This window comes from Methanobacterium paludis, assembly GCF_000214725.1.
GTDB lineage: Archaea > Methanobacteriota > Methanobacteria > Methanobacteriales > Methanobacteriaceae > Methanobacterium_C > Methanobacterium_C paludis.
On record NC_015574.1, the window covers coordinates 1,249,947 to 1,267,435 of the forward strand.

The 17,489-nt window shown below is 32.5% G+C and carries 21 protein-coding genes; 10 read left to right on the forward strand and 11 right to left on the reverse strand.

The annotated features are described in order from the left end of the window. Nucleotides 1-3 precede the first annotated feature (3 nt). Both MSWAN_RS05800 and MSWAN_RS05805 read left to right on the forward strand, forming a co-directional pair. Complete coding sequence (locus MSWAN_RS05800; RefSeq protein WP_013825682.1) at nucleotides 4-225, forward strand: PRC-barrel domain-containing protein; 222 nt, start codon at nucleotides 4-6, stop codon at nucleotides 223-225. Between the two features lie 83 nt (nucleotides 226-308). Next, nucleotides 309-875: an Hsp20/alpha crystallin family protein gene (locus tag MSWAN_RS05805; RefSeq protein ID WP_013825683.1), complete on the forward strand. Its 567-nt coding sequence runs from the start codon at nucleotides 309-311 to the stop codon at nucleotides 873-875. A gap of 659 nt (nucleotides 876-1,534) precedes the next feature. On the opposite strand, the gene MSWAN_RS05810 is transcribed toward MSWAN_RS05805, so the two are convergent. Further along, complete coding sequence (locus tag MSWAN_RS05810; protein WP_013825684.1) at nucleotides 1,535-2,359, reverse strand: tetratricopeptide repeat protein; 825 nt, start codon at nucleotides 2,357-2,359, stop codon at nucleotides 1,535-1,537. A 229-nt stretch (nucleotides 2,360-2,588) separates the two neighbouring features. Here MSWAN_RS05810 and MSWAN_RS05815 point away from each other — a divergent pair, with 229 nt between their 5' ends. Continuing rightward, nucleotides 2,589-2,789, forward strand: a complete 201-nt coding sequence (locus MSWAN_RS05815) for a response regulator (protein ID WP_052296847.1) — start codon at nucleotides 2,589-2,591, stop codon at nucleotides 2,787-2,789. Between the two features lie 16 nt (nucleotides 2,790-2,805). Here MSWAN_RS05815 and MSWAN_RS05820 read toward each other — a convergent pair whose 3' ends face one another. Then, nucleotides 2,806-3,063, reverse strand: a complete 258-nt coding sequence (locus tag MSWAN_RS05820; RefSeq protein ID WP_013825685.1) for a hypothetical protein — start codon at nucleotides 3,061-3,063, stop codon at nucleotides 2,806-2,808. Nucleotide 3,064: 1 nt separating this feature from the next. Further along, on the reverse strand, nucleotides 3,065-3,442 hold the full coding sequence (locus tag MSWAN_RS05825; protein WP_013825686.1) for a hypothetical protein: 378 nt from the start codon (nucleotides 3,440-3,442) through the stop codon (nucleotides 3,065-3,067). Between the two features lie 552 nt (nucleotides 3,443-3,994). Here MSWAN_RS05825 and MSWAN_RS05830 point away from each other — a divergent pair. Together MSWAN_RS05830 and MSWAN_RS05835 are read left to right on the forward strand one after the other, a co-directional pair. Then, nucleotides 3,995-4,648 (forward strand): potassium channel family protein, encoded by a 654-nt coding sequence (locus tag MSWAN_RS05830; protein ID WP_013825687.1) that lies wholly within the window; start codon nucleotides 3,995-3,997, stop codon nucleotides 4,646-4,648. A 28-nt stretch (nucleotides 4,649-4,676) separates the two neighbouring features. Then, entirely contained in the window at nucleotides 4,677-6,161 is a 1,485-nt protein-coding gene (locus MSWAN_RS05835) for a TrkH family potassium uptake protein (RefSeq protein ID WP_013825688.1), read from the forward strand. A 609-nt stretch (nucleotides 6,162-6,770) separates the two neighbouring features. On the opposite strand, the gene MSWAN_RS05840 is transcribed toward MSWAN_RS05835, so the two are convergent. Both MSWAN_RS05840 and MSWAN_RS05845 read right to left on the reverse strand, forming a co-directional pair. Continuing rightward, the gene (locus MSWAN_RS05840) at nucleotides 6,771-7,124 is read right to left on the reverse strand and encodes a hypothetical protein (protein WP_013825690.1); all 354 of its coding nucleotides are present in this window, start codon (nucleotides 7,122-7,124) and stop codon (nucleotides 6,771-6,773) included. Nucleotides 7,125-7,145: 21 nt separating this feature from the next. Further along, nucleotides 7,146-7,367 carry a hypothetical protein gene (locus MSWAN_RS05845; RefSeq protein WP_013825691.1) on the reverse strand — a complete coding sequence of 74 codons (222 nt, stop codon included), beginning with the start codon at nucleotides 7,365-7,367 and terminating at the stop codon, nucleotides 7,146-7,148. Nucleotides 7,368-7,707: 340 nt separating this feature from the next. On the opposite strand from MSWAN_RS05845, the gene MSWAN_RS05850 reads away from it, so the two are divergent. The 4 genes from MSWAN_RS05850 to MSWAN_RS05865 all read left to right on the forward strand — a co-directional run bounded on the left by MSWAN_RS05850 (nucleotide 7,708) and on the right by MSWAN_RS05865 (nucleotide 13,429). Further along, nucleotides 7,708-8,052 (forward strand): zinc ribbon domain-containing protein, encoded by a 345-nt coding sequence (locus tag MSWAN_RS05850; protein WP_013825692.1) that lies wholly within the window; start codon nucleotides 7,708-7,710, stop codon nucleotides 8,050-8,052. A 187-nt stretch (nucleotides 8,053-8,239) separates the two neighbouring features. After that, nucleotides 8,240-10,717: a plasma-membrane proton-efflux P-type ATPase gene (locus MSWAN_RS05855; protein WP_013825693.1), complete on the forward strand. Its 2,478-nt coding sequence runs from the start codon at nucleotides 8,240-8,242 to the stop codon at nucleotides 10,715-10,717. A 488-nt stretch (nucleotides 10,718-11,205) separates the two neighbouring features. Then, a complete protein-coding gene (locus MSWAN_RS05860; RefSeq protein ID WP_013825694.1) occupies nucleotides 11,206-11,862 on the forward strand; it encodes a potassium channel family protein in 657 nt (218 codons plus the stop codon). Between the two features lie 169 nt (nucleotides 11,863-12,031). After that, the gene (locus MSWAN_RS05865; protein ID WP_083809373.1) at nucleotides 12,032-13,429 is read left to right on the forward strand and encodes a TrkH family potassium uptake protein; all 1,398 of its coding nucleotides are present in this window, start codon (nucleotides 12,032-12,034) and stop codon (nucleotides 13,427-13,429) included. 120 nt (nucleotides 13,430-13,549) lie between these two features. On the opposite strand, the gene MSWAN_RS12255 is transcribed toward MSWAN_RS05865, so the two are convergent. Then, complete coding sequence (locus tag MSWAN_RS12255) at nucleotides 13,550-14,122, reverse strand: hypothetical protein (protein ID WP_013825696.1); 573 nt, start codon at nucleotides 14,120-14,122, stop codon at nucleotides 13,550-13,552. A 309-nt stretch (nucleotides 14,123-14,431) separates the two neighbouring features. Here MSWAN_RS12255 and dmpI point away from each other — a divergent pair, with 309 nt between their 5' ends. Then, nucleotides 14,432-14,617, forward strand: coding sequence for a 4-oxalocrotonate tautomerase DmpI (dmpI, locus tag MSWAN_RS05875; protein WP_013825697.1), 186 nt, complete (start codon nucleotides 14,432-14,434; stop codon nucleotides 14,615-14,617). A gap of 134 nt (nucleotides 14,618-14,751) precedes the next feature. Here the strand turns inward: dmpI and MSWAN_RS05880 are convergent, their stop codons facing one another. From MSWAN_RS05880 to MSWAN_RS05900, 5 genes are all read right to left on the reverse strand, one after another. After that, entirely contained in the window at nucleotides 14,752-15,087 is a 336-nt protein-coding gene (locus MSWAN_RS05880; protein ID WP_013825698.1) for a hypothetical protein, read from the reverse strand. 26 nt (nucleotides 15,088-15,113) lie between these two features. Beyond that, nucleotides 15,114-15,257 carry a hypothetical protein gene (locus MSWAN_RS12770; protein ID WP_154645730.1) on the reverse strand — a complete coding sequence of 48 codons (144 nt, stop codon included), beginning with the start codon at nucleotides 15,255-15,257 and terminating at the stop codon, nucleotides 15,114-15,116. Nucleotides 15,258-15,273: 16 nt separating this feature from the next. Then, nucleotides 15,274-15,900 (reverse strand): DedA family protein, encoded by a 627-nt coding sequence (locus MSWAN_RS05890; RefSeq protein WP_013825699.1) that lies wholly within the window; start codon nucleotides 15,898-15,900, stop codon nucleotides 15,274-15,276. Between the two features lie 44 nt (nucleotides 15,901-15,944). Beyond that, entirely contained in the window at nucleotides 15,945-16,526 is a 582-nt protein-coding gene (locus tag MSWAN_RS05895; protein WP_013825700.1) for an undecaprenyl-diphosphatase, read from the reverse strand. A gap of 413 nt (nucleotides 16,527-16,939) precedes the next feature. Continuing rightward, on the reverse strand, nucleotides 16,940-17,431 hold the full coding sequence (locus MSWAN_RS05900) for a rubrerythrin family protein (RefSeq protein WP_013825701.1): 492 nt from the start codon (nucleotides 17,429-17,431) through the stop codon (nucleotides 16,940-16,942). Nucleotides 17,432-17,489: the final 58 nt, after the last annotated feature.

The window sequence follows — 17,489 nt, forward strand, 5'->3', positions numbered from 1 at the left end:
AAGATGAAAATATCAGATGAATTGATTGGTAAAGATGTTATAGACAAATCTGGAGACCAAGTGGGGTTAGTGAAAGATGTAGAATGGGATTTTGAAGCCAATGCAGTAAAATCTATTATTTTAAAAGAAGCGGGGATATCAGCAAAAATTGGTTTGGGCAATAAAAAAATAGTGCCTTATGAAATGATTGATGTTATTGGTGATAAAGTTCTAATTAAAGGCTGATTTTTTAAGATTAAATGAACATTTGCTGAAAATTTAATTTATTATACTTTTTATCAAAAATAAAAGAATTTGGAGATGGTAGAATGATAGATAAAAAAGAAATGAAACAGAAAATGGATGATGTAAAATCAAGTGCTTCTGAAAAAAAAGAGGATGTTAATGATAGAATAAACGAAATAAAAGAAGATACCAATGATAAAACGGATGATATCCAAGAAGAAGTTGGAAAAAGGAGAGCACATGCAGAAAAATTGGTGAATGATATAAAGAACACTATTAAAGTCAAGCAAGTAGAAGTTGGAAAAACTCTATCCGATTACACAACATCCCCCCAAAAACCACCAGCAGACATTATTGAAACCAATGATAACATAATAATAAAAATAAACCTTCCAGGTGTGGCAAAAGAAGACATTGACATTGGAATTACAGATGAAAGTATAGATATTCTAGCAAAGTTTGAAGATGAAATTGAAGGTGAAGACATTAATTACATCCAAAAAGAGAGGAGTTATGGTGAAACAAAGAGAACACTAAAACTTTCTTCAGAAATAAAAGTTAAAGAAGCATCAGCTAAATTCAAAAACTCTGTTTTAACCATTAAACTACCTAGAATAAAAAAAGAAATACATAAACTTGATATTAATTAAACCAATTTTTTTTAAATGGAGATGATTTTTACGGAAAATATTGGAACTGTTTTATTTTTTAGTTTTATTTTTTAAATACCTAAATTAACTGAAGTAAATTTTCTTTTTAGCTAATTGAAATCTTTAAAAATTATTTATTCTACCAGATCCTGGCGAAAAAGCTGGACGTTACCACATTTATTACAAATTAGAACCATCCAATTATTTGTTGTTATTGTGCGTAAACCTAATTTTCGTACTTTTTCACACATTCCAGGGTCAGTACCAGGCTTGGCATATAATTCATAGACTCCTTCTTAACAAAATAAACATCTCTTTTCCACATTTAACACTTCCAACTTATTAAAACATGAATATGTCTTAATAATGCATGAATAGTTAGGTTTATTTAAAGGTGTTGATTATATGTTATTTTAAATTTTAGAAAGTTTTGCTTTCTGATTTGGTGGTATTCTCAGACTTGGTATTTAAATAGGTCCCAGTTAACTCCATAATTATATCAAACTAACAGGGGTATAAACTAAAGCAAGATATTTCAGGTAAAAAAATAGGGATAGTATTCTTTTGAAAAAGTTGATTTAAAAAAAGTATAAAAAAATAAGTTCTAAACTATAATTCGTTTTTAAAAATCTCAGGTAAATTCTAATTTGGAGTTTTGGTTATCTATGTTGTTTTGCAAGTTCTGCAAGAATAATTTCTTTATTTTCTTTTGCTTCAGGATAATCAGGTTTTATCTCTAAAACTTTATCATAGCATTCAATAGCTTCTTGACTTTTTTCAAGTTTTTCCAGATTTAAACCTTTAATATACCATACTAATGGAAATTCTGGATTAGTTTCTAAGATTTTATCACAACATTTAATTGATTCTTGATTTTCTCCAAGTTTCTCTAGAATTAAACTTTTATAACCCATTAAAATTGAATTGTTTGGGTCTTTTTTTAGGGATTTATCGCAATATTTCAATGCATCTTGATAACATTCCTTTGCTTCCTGATGTTTTCCAAGTTTTTCTAGACTAGAACCTTTAATAGTTAATAGTTCTGTATTTCTTGGATTTAATTCCAAAGCTTTATCAAAGCATTCAATTGCTTCTTGATATTCCCCCGCTTTACACATAATTGAACCTATACCAATTAACATCTTGACTTTTTTTGGGTTTAATTTCAAGATTTTATCACAATATTGGATTGCTTCATCATATCTTTTAAGCTCGGTAAGTTCTACACTTTTACCATACAACGCTCTAACAAATTTGGGGTCTGCTCTTAATGCTTTATCATGACATTTTAATGCCTCTTGATTTTGCCCAAGATTTCCGAAGGCCATTCCCTTATTGTACCAAATCATCATATCGTACCCTGCATCACTGTAATGTTTTGCTTCTAAAGCTTTATCATAAGCTTCTATTGCTTCCAGATATTTTCCTTGTTTTAACAGTTTATCTTCTTTATAACAATTCTTTACTCTACCAAAAAATCCCATCGTTTTAACCCCATTGATAGTTAAATATTTATTAACTCAATATATTATCTTCATATTACAAATATATGTTAATATAGTATTGTAATGTTAGATAAACTAAACAAAAATATTTAGAATTTCAACATGTTAAAAAAATCAATGTAGCCAATACTGGTAAAAAAGCAGTTAAATTTGCTAATGAACTGAAACCTGATCTAATCATGATGGACATAACCCTAAAAAAGGAGAAATGGACGGTATAGAAACTGCAAAACAAATAAATAAAAATTTAGATATTCCAATCATTTATATGACAGGATATTCCAGCGATGATGTGTTAAATCATATGACAAAGACTAAAACCTATGGTCACTTACTCAAACCTTTCGAAAAAGAAGAATTGAATACTGCTATCAAAACAGCTATTTCCAAACATAAAACTGTCAATTAAATTGAAAAATAGAATATTAAAGTATGGTATCACGTTTATTTTCCCAATATTGGAGTAATGCAGATATTTTTGTCATTTTCACATCAACAGACATATCTATATCCGACATAATATTTTTAAGATCCTGATATACTTTATACTCCATATGTACTAATTTTGAATGTTTATCCTTTAAGTTACCATAATTTTTAGTTAAAGTTACCCTGTCCATTAATGCTACCTCATGCCAAAATAATGCAGCCATTTCCATCTTTGCAGATTCTTTTTTATCCATTTCAATCCCACTCCACAACTTCTTCACTTATAAGTTCATCTACATTTGTTTCAAATATTAAGTCTACCTCAACATTGTACGCTGTCATTTGTTGACGTCGCATCCGTAATTGTTCTCGAATTTCATGTTCAACTGTTTTGAAGTCATCTTTATTTTTTAAAACAACTGTGATTTGTGCCATCTTATTTCTTTCATCCCTAAAACCATAAGCTTCGCCTTTAACTTTTTTTGATTCCATATATTTCTTTATAGTCTTTACAGCTCGGTCAAAATCTGCAAAGATATTTCCAACTTTTCGTGCATCGAATTCTAACTCTGTATTCGTCGTACCTGCACCATTTAATGTACCATCTTGAATTTTATTTTTATCTTTTACCAAATTATCACCATTTCCATTATTATAGAATTCAAATGTAAGTTATTTATTTACATTATTTTTAAATTCTACCATTTTTTAGGTCAAACTAAAACAAAAAAAGATTTAGGAAATCTTAAATAACAAAAAAAATAAAATAAATGTGAGTTATTAACTCATACTTGGATATTGTGAATTCTTTGGCAGATATGCAAGCTAGGTAAAAAGGGGGAGGTAGACACCCTAACCCCTTTTTCCTATTCAAACTTTTAAATAAATTATTTATTCTTTTTAAGGATATAAATATCAAATTTTCAGCATTTTGTAAAAAATTAAATTGAAAAGGAGAATTAAAGAATCTTACAAGCAAATAATCGTTTTATTATTTTATTTTGATTTATTAATTGATTATTTGAACTTTATTTTTGTTAATCTCAAAGAAAACTTTATATATTATCTGTTATGATCTTTATTAGTTCTTAAAATAAAATTTGAAATAATATAACACAGTTATGTTGATTTGAATTGTTTCAAATGTATTCTAATTCAATATAAAGATATAATGAGGTGTTTAAAGTGTATGTTATTATCATGGGAGGAGGAAGAGTAGGTTTAAAACTCGCTTCATTATTATCTCAAGAAGGACACGATATTACCTTAATAGAAAAGGACCAAAAAATATGCGAAAAAGCTTCTTCCGACCTTGATGCCATGGTCATTTGCGGTAACGGCACAGATAGTAAGATCCTTGAAGAAGCCAACATAAACAATGCAGATGTATTTGTTGCTGCAACAGGGAACAATGAAGCTAACCTTATGGCATGCATATTGGTCAAGGAATACCAACCTAGTAAATTAATTGCCAGGATCAGCGACCCCCTACTTGAGAACATCTTCAAGAAGATAGGAGTTGATTTTGTTGTAAGTCCAGAGCTTACAGCTGCAAGCTACCTTGAAAAACTGATCTTAAGACCAAAGGTTGCGGATCTAATCATGCTAGGAACGGGAAATGCAGAACTACTTAATATACCAATTAAAAATTCTAAAGTTATAGGTAAAACTGTTGGTGAGCTAAGCCCTAATGATAATTATATTATATCCGCTATTTACAAGAACGAAAATAGTGATATAATCATTCCTCAGTCAGATATGGTTTTAGAAGAAGGTTTTAAGATTTTAATTTTGATAAAAAAAGAAGCTGTTAAAAAAGTTGTTAAGATTTTTTTATAGTATTGAATGAGGAAAGGGGGCTTTTAATTTGTATTCTATAAATAAATTAAAAAAGGATGAAGCATATTCTATACTTCATTACACAGGTTACACATGCATATTACTCGGGCTTTCAATGTTAATCCCTATTTTAGTGGCTTTAATATATCACGAATATCAATACATCATGCCTTTCATTTATTCTATAATTATAAGTGTTGTTTTTGGGTTTTTACTTTACCATTCTTTCAGGAATACTAATGAACTTTCACTTAAAAGTGCAATGATATTTGCAACTGTTATATGGCTTATAGGTAGTGCCCTTGCAGCATTACCATTCTACTTTTCAAGAGATTTATCTTATCTCAACAGTTACTTTGAGGCAATGTCTGGTCTTACAACAACAGGTTTCACCATGTACACCAACCTGGATATTGTTACACATACAATGAATTTCTGGCGTGGATTCATGCAATGGTTTGGTGGAATTGGAATAATTGTCATGGGATTAGCCATACTAACATCCCCTTCAATCAACATAATGAGAATGTACAGTGCAGAAGGTAGAGAAGAACGCTTAGCACCCAGTATAAAACATACCACTCGAATCATACTTTACATCTATTTAATCTTTACAGTAATCTCAATAATCCTCTTCATACTGGCCGGAATGCCTCTTTTCGATTCAATTTTCTATGCCTTCACAGCCCTTTCAACTGGAGGTTTTGCAATGCAAAATGCAAGCCTGGCATACTACAACAGCATCTGGATAGAAATAGCAGCCATAATCATAATGCTAATTGGTGCAACCAACTTCGCACTTCACTACACAGTTTTAAAGGGAAACTGGAGAGAGTACTTCAAGGATATAGAAACCAAAGTTGCATACCCACTACTGATAATTGGAACCCTTTTAGTAGCAGTATTCCTCTACAATGGCCCTTACTACGGTCATGATTTCCTATTATCCATTAGATATTCAGTTTTCCAGGTTGTTTCTGCCTTAACAACCACAGGCCTTCAAACAGCTTCCGGAACCCAAATAACCAACCAGTGGGAGGGAATGGGAATATTTGTGCTCACAATACTCATGATGGTGGGTGCTGGAGCTTGCTCAACCGGTGGAGGTATGAAATGGTTAAGGATAGGAATACTTGTTAAAGGAATGTGGTGGCAGGTTAAATCATTACTACTACCAAAAAACGCAGTTGTACCTCACAGAATTCATCATGTGAAAGAGATAACATTAGATAATAAAATTCTGAAAGTAACTGGTTTATTTGTGTTCAGTTACCTCATGATATACCTTGTGAGTGTTATAATAATCCTATTCTATTACCAGAATGTTTCACAGGTAATGTTTGAAGTTGCATCCGCTCTAAGTAACGTTGGACTTGGTTCAGGACTCATGTCTGCAAGCGCCCCTGCAGTAACAAAGATAGTCTTCATAATAGATTTCTGGATAGGAAGACTAGAAATATGGCCAATTCTACTTGTACTCGTAATTCTAGCCCAAAATACTATTCGCAAATAATACGGGATTTCTCTTCAATATATATTTGAGGAGTTGAAATCCCCGTATAACTTTTTTTTCAAGTTTAGAATAAAAATAATTTAAGTTATAATAAGAATTGAACTGGAAAAGAAGGATTTAATATTTCAACTGGTCTAATTGTCAAAAAAATAGTTTTAAATTATTATTCTATCAGATCCTGGCGAAAAAGCTGGACGTTACCACATTTATTACAAATTAGAACCATCCAATTATTTGTTGTTATTGTGCGTAAACCTAATTTTCGTACCTTTTCACACATTCCAGGGTCAGTACCAGGCTTGGCATATACTCTCCTTCTTCACAAAATAAACATCTCTTCTCCAATTTTAACACATCCACTCGTTGAAACATAAAATATTACCTCTTAATAATGCATGAATATATAGATTATTTAAAGGTGTTGATTGTACGTTGTTTTAAATTTTAGAATGGTTTGCTCTTCTGATTTGGTATTCAAAATAGGCCCCATTAGGTCTATGTATAATATATATCCAAGGTTAAAGGGTATAAACTAAAGCGAGATATTTAGTAAAAATAGGAATAGTATTCTTTTGAAAAATTAAGATTCTTCTGTTTTGATTTTTATTTTTATTTCTTCTCATTATTTTTATCGTAAGAATTCATCAATTTTTCCAATATAGAATCATAAGTATCTCCTGAAGTACCTAACCTTTTTAAACGTTTTTTATTTGATAATTTAATCTTGATTGGGCTTGTTGGTTCTACTTTGTAAGTTTTAACAACACGTTCAACCAGTTTGATAATGTTTGAGATTTCATGAGCTTCATCAACATCATTTGTTTTTTCAATGAGATCATTGAGTAAACTGATATCATATTCTAATTGTGAAATGTTTTTCTTAGACGGTTTTTCCTTCTTTAATAATTCTTCCAGGACACTGTTAAGATCATCTTGAACTGCAGATAATATTGTGTTAGACATTTTTTTAGTTCTCCAAAAACTTTATTCAACTTCTCCAAGTTCATCTTTTTTTACTTGAATTTCTTCTTCAACTTCCTGCAACTGTTTAAGAAGGTGATAAGCTTTAGTTTGGTCATTTTCCTTTTCAAACCAACCATCAGTATCTAATATACCCATTTCACTTAATTTTGCACCAATTCTTGCTTTTCTATCTTCCAATATACTTATATCCCTTCTTAAAACCTGTTTGTACTCATTTTCCATTTTTTTACTTCCTTAAAATTATAGTTGTACTCTCCTATTTAGTAGTAAGTTACTACTACCAAATATAGTTTTGAAAAAGTTAACTTCAACACTTGACAAGACGCAATAAACGCAAGTTACATACCATGCAAAGTTTGTAATCCTTAAAAAGAGTTTTATTTCTCTTTTTTAGAGTTAATATTCGATTTAAAGTTTAAAAAATGTAAAAAAACATAATTTTTTCATGAGAGAACTGATGATAAAACGTAGCAATGGCTTAAAAGAGGAAATGTGCATTAAGTTTAAGTAGGGTATTACTATAATCAACATTACATAAAAAAAATGGAATAAGGAGGATAGAATGGTTACAACTAGAATAAGGAAACCAAGAACTGAAAGGGAATATGAAGAAATCATTGATGAGCTAATAACTCAAGGCTACAAAATAGAAAGTAGAGGAGATAGAACAACACAACTTATGCACGCCAAATATGGTGGTATCGTTTCCCATATATTAATATTCATTTTATTTGGATGGTGGACATTTTTCATTGCTAATATCATATGGTTAGCATATAATTATTATTCTCATTCTGATAAAGTTCTTGTTAAATTAATCACCAAAGAAAGCACATGCCCCAAATGCCAAGCCAAAAATACACCAGAAGCTAAATACTGCGAAGAATGCGGAACATTATTAAAATAATTTATTCATTTTTTTTTAAAGGATTAATTTTAAGTTGGCATCAGGGTTTTTTACCTCTTTATTCCAGGTTACCCCCCACTTTTGTTTGATAATACTGTTTGAACCATCACATGATTCTTACTACCAGATCAACAATCAGAGATTTTTAAGAAAATAAATATTAAAATGTTCAAATAAAGTATAATGCATGGATCAGAAGATTAAAGTCGAAGAGGCCGTAAATATAAAAACTTCTGAGCTACTGGAAACGTTGTCATCTGATTTAAAGGGTCTTTCATCGGAGGAAGCCCGTAAAAGGCTCCAAAAATATGGTTACAATGAAATTTCTGAAGAAAAGATAAGTCCAATAAAAAAACTTTTGAAATTTTTTTGGGGCCCAATACCGTGGATGATCGAAACTGCACTTATTTTATCCATTTTAATCCAGCATTGGGCAGATTTCACCGTCATACTAATTTTACTACTTATTAATGGATTGGTAGGTTTCTGGCAGGAATATAAAGCAGATAATGCCATTGATTTATTAAAAGAAAAATTGGCGTATCGTGCAAGAGTTTTAAGAGATGGAAAATGGGATGTGATTCCATCCAGACTACTTGTACCTGGAGATATAGTTAAAATACGTCTGGGTGATATTGTTCCAGCTGATCTCAAACTCACCGAAGGTGATTACGTTAACGTTGATGAATCATCAATAACAGGGGAATCTTTACCTGTAGATAAAACAGTTGAAAGTATCTGTTATTCTGGTTCCGTTATCCAGGGGGGTGAGATGAAAGGGCTGGTTCTGGAGACTGGAATGGATACTTTTTTTGGAAGAGCTGCAGGACTTGTAACCAAATCTAAAACCAAAAGCCATCTGGAAGAAGCTGTTATCAAAATAGGAGATTACTTGATAATTTTAGATGCAATACTCGTATCCTTTATTTTTATTGCGGGATTGTTCCGTAATCAAAGCTTTTTTGAAATTTTAGGTTTTTCACTGGTACTGACCATTGCATCAATACCTGTGGCACAGCCTGCGGTGCTTTCAGTTACCATGACTGTTGGTGCTATGGCCCTTGCAAAGAAGAAAGCCATAGTGAGCAAATTATCAGCCATAGAGGAAATGGCAGGTATGGATGTGTTATGTTCAGATAAAACAGGGACTTTAACCAAAAACAAAGTTAAAATTGCAGAGATTGCACCCTTTGGCAAATTTACAATGGATGATGTGTTATTTTTTGCGGCTCTGGCCTCATCAAAGGAGGCAAGCGATGCCATTGATGAGGCAGTATACGCTGAGATCAAAGGTTCTAAAATCCTTATAAATAGGTTGTGGGAGCATAAATTAATTAAATTCAACCCATTTGATCCAATAAAGAAAAGTGTAGAGACTGAAATACAATACAAAGATGAATACGCATTTAAAGTTTCAAAAGGGGCTCCACAAGTTATTTTATCCCTCTTATCAAGAAGCAGTAGTTCTAAAGAAAATGGGGTAGATCTCAAAGATCTTGAAAAAAAGGTAAATGGAAAGGTTGATGTTTTCGCTTCAAGGGGTTACAGAGCATTAGGTGTGGCAAAAACTGACGTTGAGGGTAATTGGAGTTTTGTGGGTCTGATTTCACTATACGATCCCCCAAGAAAAGATTCTAAAGAAACAATTGCAGCAGCCAGATCCATGGGAATAGATGTTAAAATGGTAACAGGCGATCACATTGCCATTGCCAAAGAAATCGCCAAGGAACTGAATTTAGATACAAATATAATGTTACCATCATCATTTTTAAATAAACCAGATAGACAGGCAGAAGAGATAGTGGAAGATGCCAGTGGCTTTGCAGAAGTATTCCCAGAGCACAAGTACCAGATAGTTGAGATCCTGCAGAGAAACGACAAAATTGTGGGAATGACTGGAGATGGAGTTAATGATGCTCCAGCACTTAAAAAAGCAGATGCGGGAATTGCTGTGTTTGGAGCTACAGATGCAGCTAAATCTGCAGCAGATATCGTATTTACAAAACCAGGACTTTCTGTTATAATCAATGCCATCACAGAAAGCTTCAAAATATTTCACAGGATGAGAAGTTACTCAATTTACAGGGTGGCAGAAACAATACGCATTTTAATTTTCAGTGCCATTATCATACTTGCTTTTAATTTTTACCCAGTTACTGCATTAATGCTGGTTTTAATAGCTCTTTTGGATGATATTCCTGTGATGACCATTGCTTACGACAGAACAGAAGAATTGAACCGTCCCCAGAAGTGGGATATGTACCAAGTATTGGGAATGTCAACCTTTCTGGGACTTCTGGGCGTTTTATCATCTTTAATCTTATTTTACATAGGAATAAAGGTTTTAAATTTAAACGCAGGTATCCTACAATCCATCATATTTCTCAAACTGGTGGTTGCAGGACACCTTACCATGTTTGTAACCAGAAATACCGGGCACTTCTGGTCTGTAATGCCCAGTGGAATCTTCTTCTGGTCAGTTATTTTAACTGACATATTTGCGACTTTACTGGTGGTATTTGGCTGGTATTTGACACCCATTGGATGGGAACTTGCCTTACTGGTATGGCTGTACTCTTTAACTGCCTTTTTAATAGAGGACCAGCTCAAAATCTATTTCTACAAAGTACTGGATTCTCATGATTTAAAATATTTCAAAAGTTAGGTTAAATCCATTTAAGTTATTAAAGTCTTTAAATCAGGATTAACTTAAATCAAAAAATAATCGGAAGTAGTTTTCAAAATGAGTTATCAGAAATAAGCTAAAAAGAAGTAATGAGAAAAATTAAGTTAAATTGGAAAGTAAAAGAGTATCTGATCAAAGTAAATTCAAAAAAATAGGACTAAATTTAGAAAGTTAGGTAAAGTTTAGAAAATCACCTAATAATAATTAAGATGTTTAAATAATTTTAATCATCTTAAAATCTATTTTTTAACCTTATTTGTTGATTAAATCCCATTTATCATCTTGAAACACTTAAAAACGGAAAATTTATATATTATCTAAAACGATCATTATAAGGTTTAAAATTTTTAGGGCATTGATCCTTAAATATCCTATAGATAATATTTAAAAAGTCTAAATATCCTTTGAATATTCAGAATGTTTAAATATATTAGATTCAAGTTAAATGGATAGGTTAGGTGTCTTAAATGCATGTAATAATCATGGGTGGTGGGAGAGTAGGTTTGCATCTTGCTTCATCTTTAGTTTCTGCCAAACAGGATGTTACATTAATTGAGAAAAATGAGGATATATGTAATACTGTGGCGGCTGAATTTGATGCCCTTGTTATATGTGGTAATGGTACAGATGTAAAAACTCTTGAACATGCCAATATTGATAATGCAGATGTCTTTGTTGCAGCTACAGGACATGATGAATCAAACCTCCTTGCATGTATTTTAGTCCACGAGTATCATCTAAAAAAGATTATTGCACGTGTCAGCGACCCTGCTCATGAAGAGGTTTTTAGAAAAGTAGGTGTTGATGCTGTTGTTAGCCCTGAGCTTACCGCTGCAAGCTACCTTGAAAAAATAATAATCAGACCTAAAGTTGCAGAATTGATTGTTCTGGGTAAGGGCAATGCGGAATTAATAGACATTCCTGTTGAAAATAAGAGAGTTATAGGTAAAAAAATTGGTGACATAAGTCCTACAGAGGATTACATTATATGTGCAATTTATAAAAACGAAGAGATCATCATTCCTCAACCAGATATGGTTTTAGAAGAAGGTTATAGAATTTCAGTTCTTACAAAAACCAGATCTGTAAAAGAAGTTGTGGGAATGTTTATAAAATCAGGTTAGTATTAATGTTTATATAGTATAATGTATAATGGTTATTTTCAATGGTTTAATTCCATAATGTTCATTTAAAAGGGGCTTGATCTTGTATTCTATTAATAAACTAACTAAAAAAGAAGTTTATTCTATATTTCATTATACAGGTTATATAAGCCTACTTTTAGGGTTTTTAATGTTAATTCCTGTTTTAGTAGCTTTAATTTACGGTGAAACTCATTATATAATGCCTTTTATTTATTCTGCTGTTTTAAGTATAGCTTTTGGTTTTGTATTTTACAGAGTATTCAAATCTAAAGGGGAAATGTCACTCAAAAGTGTGATGATATTTGCAACAGGTATCTGGCTTATTGGCAGTGCACTGGCTGCTTTGCCTTTCTACTTTTCTGGTGATCTATCTTATCTTGACGGATATTTTGAAGCTATGTCCGGTTTTACAACCACTGGATTTACTATGTACACCAATTTAGATGCAGTAACCCATACCATGGACTTCTGGCGTGGATTTATGCAGTGGCTCGGTGGAATTGGAATCATTGTCATGGCTTTAACCATACTATCATCACCTTCTGTAAATATAATGAGGATGTACTCTGCAGAAGGCAGGGAAGAAAGATTGGTTCCCAGTATTAAACACACAACAAGGATCATACTTTATATTTACATAGGATACACAATCATATCCATTGCACTGTTTAAACTAGCTGGTATGCCTGTTTTTGACTCGATATTTTATGCATTCAGCGCATTATCAACAGGTGGATTTGGGATGCAGAATGCAAGCCTTGGCTTTTATAACAGCATCTGGATAGAGATAGCCGCCATTATAGTGATGATAATCGGTGCAACCAACTTCGCACTACATTACACAATTATTAAAGGAAACTGGAAGGAATATTTCAAAGACATAGAAACCAAGGTCGCATGGTTCCTTTTAATAGTTGGAATTTTCTTAGTGACAGTATTTCTATACAACACATCCTACTATGGACACAATTTCCTTTTATCTCTCCGTTACTCCATTTTCCAGGTAGTTTCAGCTTTAACCACCACAGGTCTTCAAACAGTTCCCCCTAACGAAATAACGGTACAGTGGGAAGGAATGGGCATATTTGTACTCACAATCCTCATGATCATAGGTGCAGGTGCCTGCTCAACTGGTGGAGGTATAAAATGGCTGAGAATTGGTATACTGGTTAAAGGAATGTGGTGGCAGGTAAAATCACTTTTACTCCCAAAAGGTGCCATAATACCTCAAAAAATCCATCATGTAAATGATGTTAAAATAAGTGAAAAACTCTTGAAATTAACAGGATTATTCGTCTTCAGTTACTTTGCCATATACCTTATAAGCGTCATAATCGTATTATTTTACTATCAAAATGTTCCTCAGGTCATGTTTGAAGTGGCATCTGCTCTAAGCAACGTGGGACTTGGCTCAGGACTCATGACTGCAACTTCTCCTGTTGTGACAAAAATAGTATTCATAGCTGACTTTTGGATAGGCAGACTCGAAATATGGCCTATACTGCTTTTCATTGCTATTATAATCCAAAACACCATAAGGAAATGATTATGATAATGAATGATGAAATATGCAATAATCAACATTAAACAGAAAAATTAGTAAAAAGTTTATTTTTTTTATTTATTCTTCAAGTTCTATTTTTACTTTTTCAATTTCTTATTTTATTCACTTAACTTCTTGATTTTTAATTTTATTGCTTTTTGCAGCTTCTATTCTTGTAGATTCCCTAACTCTGATTATGTTTTTAACTATTTCCTCGGCTGATCTGCCGCCGAAATAAAATCCTATAACCACTACGAGTACCCACCAGAGGTTAGTAGAAACTACTTTAAATAAATTCGAATCAGGCAAAGCCCCTTCAAAACTCATTAAACCAAAAAATACTGATATAAATGAAATTGTTATTGCTCTTCTAACTTCTCCTGTGTCTATTGCTGTTGTGTTTGATAAAATACCAGATCCAATTAAGACTGTTAATAAAATGCCCATGCCCATAAGGCCTAGTCCAGTAATGGAATGATACTTCCAGAAGGCTATGTAAACACTGGCAGCAAAACCAAGGATTATTATAAAACTTCCAGCAAAAAAGCGTTTAGAACTCCATTTATTGTCTCTATCTTTTTGAGCATTTACATCTTCTTGATCTTTTTGAGCATCTGTAGGTTGCGGATTATTTTGTTGATTATTCTGTTGATTATTCTGTTGATTATTCTGTTGATTGTTCCTTTTTTTGCCCATTTTACCTCTCCTTGGATACTTATATTTGAACATTGATTAATATTTTACTACTATCTTTGAAGAATTTATTATAAAATGATCTATAGCTTGTATAATACATACATTTTAAAAGATTTATTTAAGGATTAAATGAAAATGAAAACAGAATTTAATGCTAAATTGTTCAAAAATTTTAATCTAATATTGAATTGTAATAAAAACAAAAATTGATAAATTAAAGGAAAAGAAAAGATAAAAATTGGTCAATAATTAATAAAATTAATATTTAAATTAAAGAAAAATAGAAACTAAAATCTATGGAGGTAAAATATGCCAGTAATCACAATAGATGCTCCTAAACTCACAAAGGAACAGAAATCAGAGCTTGTTAAATCATTTGCAGAAAAAGCAAGCGAAGTTATGGGTCTGCCAGTTGAGGCCATGGTAATCCTCATAAGGGAAGTTGACGCAGAAAACGTTGGCGTTGGAAATATACTCCTCTGCGACAGGCAATGAATATAATTCATGTCTTATCTTTTTTTTAAAAACAATACCTATTTAATAAGTATATACTCCGTCTATGAGTAAGGAACTCTTTCATATACCTTGTCCCTGCTTTGGATTCATCTTTTGTTGTCCCTGCTTTGGATTCATCCTTTCATCAATTTAGCAACAAAACCTCCAATACACATCATAAAACCTGGGATAATTAAATAACTAATTAAATCCACGGAAGATAGAGGAACTGTTTTATTATTGAGAACAGAATAAATGATTAACACTATTGAAACCCCTAAACCTGAAATTAGTCCGACTCGAGCTTTCCCGCTTTTAGATGTGAAAGTTGCTATAAATCCACCGAAAAGCAAAATTAAAACAAATGAATTTGTAATAGCAGACGGACTATACCAAAAAATTGAATTCACAATAGAAAAAAGTCCTATTACGATTACCATACCCAATAAAATACCATACCGATTTTTCATTTATTCACTATCCAGTCCCTTAAGATTTATTTTAGATTAGTTGATTCATTGTTCTGATTCATGTTCTGATTCATGTTCTGATTCATGTTCTGATTCATGTTCTGATTCATGTTCTGATTCATGTTCTGATTCATGTTCTGATTCATGTTCTGATTCATGTTCTGATTCATGTTCTGATTCATTTTGTTAAGGATTTATTGAAGCTTTTCCTCTGTGCTTGTATATTAAGTATCCTATAAATCCTATAACTCCCATTATGACGATTATGTCTAGTATGTGGAAGTATTTGCTTATTATATCCCATCTTGGCCCTAGTTGGACTCCTATGTAGCCTAGTACGAAGCACCATGGTAGTGATCCCAGGAAGGTGTAGATTGTGAATTTTTTCAGGTTCATGTGTGTGATTCCGGCCGGTAAGGATATGAAGGTCCGTATCCCCGGTAGGACTCTGCTTATTAACACTGCTTCGTAACCGTACTTATCAAACCATTTATCCGCAGTTTCCAGATTTTTATGGGTAATGAGTATGTACTTACCATACTTTTCAAGTAACGGTCTTCCACCTTTCAATCCCACAAAATAAGCTATGAGTGATCCGAGGAGGTTGCCCAGTGCTCCGACGAGGGTTATTCCCCAGAGCGTCATGTTGGTGTTACCCTGCCACACAACAAAACCACTGAAAGTCATTATTATCTCACTTGGAAGAGGTATGCAGGCACTTTCAAGGGTCATTCCAATAAAAACACCCCAATAACCCAGACTACTTATAATATTAATCACAAAAAGACTCAAAAATTCAACTATGCTTACCATGTAAAACACCTTTAAAAATTATGTATCTTCTCTTTATTTTCTCTTTATTCTCCTGTTAGTTTTCCTGTTATCTTTGAGTAAGTCCATTTAACAGCATTGTTAATAGGGGTTAACCTGTCCCTAAACTGGAATATGAGCATTGTACTTATTACTGCAACAATAAATGAGCCGAAAATATCCATTGGGAAGTGAACTCCACAAAATACCCTTGCAAAGCCTCCTATGAATCCTAATATCATAAGTATTATTCCTGCAATCCTTGTTTCCTTGAAGTAAACCATCATTAATGCAAGTGAAAGCATTAGTGTTGTGTGATCAGATGGAAAAGACGATTCTGCAGGGTACTGGAATAATAGGGTTCCTGTTGGAATCATAAAGGGTCGGGGGTGGAAATAAAACAAACTTATAATGAAGTTCATAATAAGTCCGAGAACCGCTGCATAACCTCCGTACAGCACTATGTCACGAATTTTATCTCCTTTCCTGATCCAAATGTAAATCATGCCTAAAATTATTACTACAGGCATGTACTTTGCTGCCAATATGGCCAGAGTGTCTATAAATGGATTTAAACCAGCGTACTGGTTAATAAGATGGAATACTGCCATGTTTAATTGTTCAATCATAAAATATCAACTTCTAATTTCTTGTAAATTATAGAGCCCTGTTAACTGTTTTAAGCCATATACTTGTGGTTTGGCATTTACAAGAGCCACATTTAACGTATTTTTTTAGAAATAATCCCACATACTATCTTAGCTCTATTTTGTGGATTATATTTAAGTATTTATTCCCCAGTTATGCCCCAATCTTAACCCAATCTTTTCATTAAAATGATGAAAACAACTATTTTATGCTTATATGTTGCGGGTTAGATAAAATTTGATAGATAACTACTAAAAGGAGACTTAGAACCTAAAAAACATGTAGATAACTAATGAAATGAGATCTAAACCTTGGCAGGTTAATGATGAAATATGAGAATTTGATTGAAAAGTTTTCCAAAAAAATGAATAAAAAAAAAGTTTAACTATTAAAATTAATCAATTTTTTTAAATTCTGATTTTGGTGCTCCACAAATTGGACACAGTTCCGGAGCTTCTTTTTCTACGGTATTCCCACAGAAATTGCAAACGTAATAACTAACTTCTACATTTTCTCCCAGGTTTTCCAGGGCTTTTTGATAGAGTCCTGCGTGAATTTCTTCCACCTGGTTGGCCACATCAAAGGTCCAGAGTGCTTGTTTATTTTTTTCTTCTTCTGCAACTTTTATAAACGAAGGATACATCTCTTTAAATTCTTCCACTTCTCCATCTATTGCTTCTTTTAGATTTTCTTCGGTACTTTTGATTCCTTCCAAAACAGTAAGGTGATTATGTGCATGGACTGTTTCTGCTTCAGCTGCTGCCCTAAACAACCTTGCAACCTGAAAAAACCCATCTTCATCCGCTTTCCTTGCAAAAGCCAAATATTTTCGGTTTGCCTGTGATTCACCTGCAAAAGCTTCCTTCAAATTATCAATACTACTCATTTATAATCCCCCCATGTTGATCTTTCATAATTGGATTTTCACCCATTCTTAAACGATG

What these genes read in the sequence shown, in the direction of transcription:
- MSWAN_RS05865 (WP_083809373.1), top strand. Translation starts at nt 12,032, where the DNA reads ATGTTAATTCCTGTTTTAGTAGCTTTAATTTACGGTGAAACTCATTAT.
- dmpI (WP_013825697.1), top strand. Translation starts at nt 14,432, where the DNA reads ATGCCAGTAATCACAATAGATGCTCCTAAACTCACAAAGGAACAGAAA.
- MSWAN_RS05880 (WP_013825698.1), bottom strand. Translation starts at nt 15,087, where the DNA reads ATGAAAAATCGGTATGGTATTTTATTGGGTATGGTAATCGTAATAGGA.
- MSWAN_RS05840 (WP_013825690.1), bottom strand. Translation starts at nt 7,124, where the DNA reads ATGTCTAACACAATATTATCTGCAGTTCAAGATGATCTTAACAGTGTC.
- MSWAN_RS05895 (WP_013825700.1), bottom strand. Translation starts at nt 16,526, where the DNA reads ATGATTGAACAATTAAACATGGCAGTATTCCATCTTATTAACCAGTAC.
- MSWAN_RS05890 (WP_013825699.1), bottom strand. Translation starts at nt 15,900, where the DNA reads ATGGTAAGCATAGTTGAATTTTTGAGTCTTTTTGTGATTAATATTATA.
- MSWAN_RS05805 (WP_013825683.1), top strand. Translation starts at nt 309, where the DNA reads ATGATAGATAAAAAAGAAATGAAACAGAAAATGGATGATGTAAAATCA.
- MSWAN_RS12255 (WP_013825696.1), bottom strand. Translation starts at nt 14,122, where the DNA reads ATGGGCAAAAAAAGGAACAATCAACAGAATAATCAACAGAATAATCAA.
- MSWAN_RS05800 (WP_013825682.1), top strand. Translation starts at nt 4, where the DNA reads ATGAAAATATCAGATGAATTGATTGGTAAAGATGTTATAGACAAATCT.
- MSWAN_RS05815 (WP_052296847.1), top strand. Translation starts at nt 2,589, where the DNA reads ATGGACGGTATAGAAACTGCAAAACAAATAAATAAAAATTTAGATATT.
- MSWAN_RS12770 (WP_154645730.1), bottom strand. Translation starts at nt 15,257, where the DNA reads ATGAATCAGAACATGAATCAGAACATGAATCAGAACATGAATCAGAAC.
- MSWAN_RS05820 (WP_013825685.1), bottom strand. Translation starts at nt 3,063, where the DNA reads ATGGATAAAAAAGAATCTGCAAAGATGGAAATGGCTGCATTATTTTGG.
- MSWAN_RS05845 (WP_013825691.1), bottom strand. Translation starts at nt 7,367, where the DNA reads ATGGAAAATGAGTACAAACAGGTTTTAAGAAGGGATATAAGTATATTG.
- MSWAN_RS05860 (WP_013825694.1), top strand. Translation starts at nt 11,206, where the DNA reads ATGCATGTAATAATCATGGGTGGTGGGAGAGTAGGTTTGCATCTTGCT.
- MSWAN_RS05855 (WP_013825693.1), top strand. Translation starts at nt 8,240, where the DNA reads ATGGATCAGAAGATTAAAGTCGAAGAGGCCGTAAATATAAAAACTTCT.
- MSWAN_RS05810 (WP_013825684.1), bottom strand. Translation starts at nt 2,359, where the DNA reads ATGGGATTTTTTGGTAGAGTAAAGAATTGTTATAAAGAAGATAAACTG.
- MSWAN_RS05900 (WP_013825701.1), bottom strand. Translation starts at nt 17,431, where the DNA reads ATGAGTAGTATTGATAATTTGAAGGAAGCTTTTGCAGGTGAATCACAG.
- MSWAN_RS05850 (WP_013825692.1), top strand. Translation starts at nt 7,708, where the DNA reads ATGGTTACAACTAGAATAAGGAAACCAAGAACTGAAAGGGAATATGAA.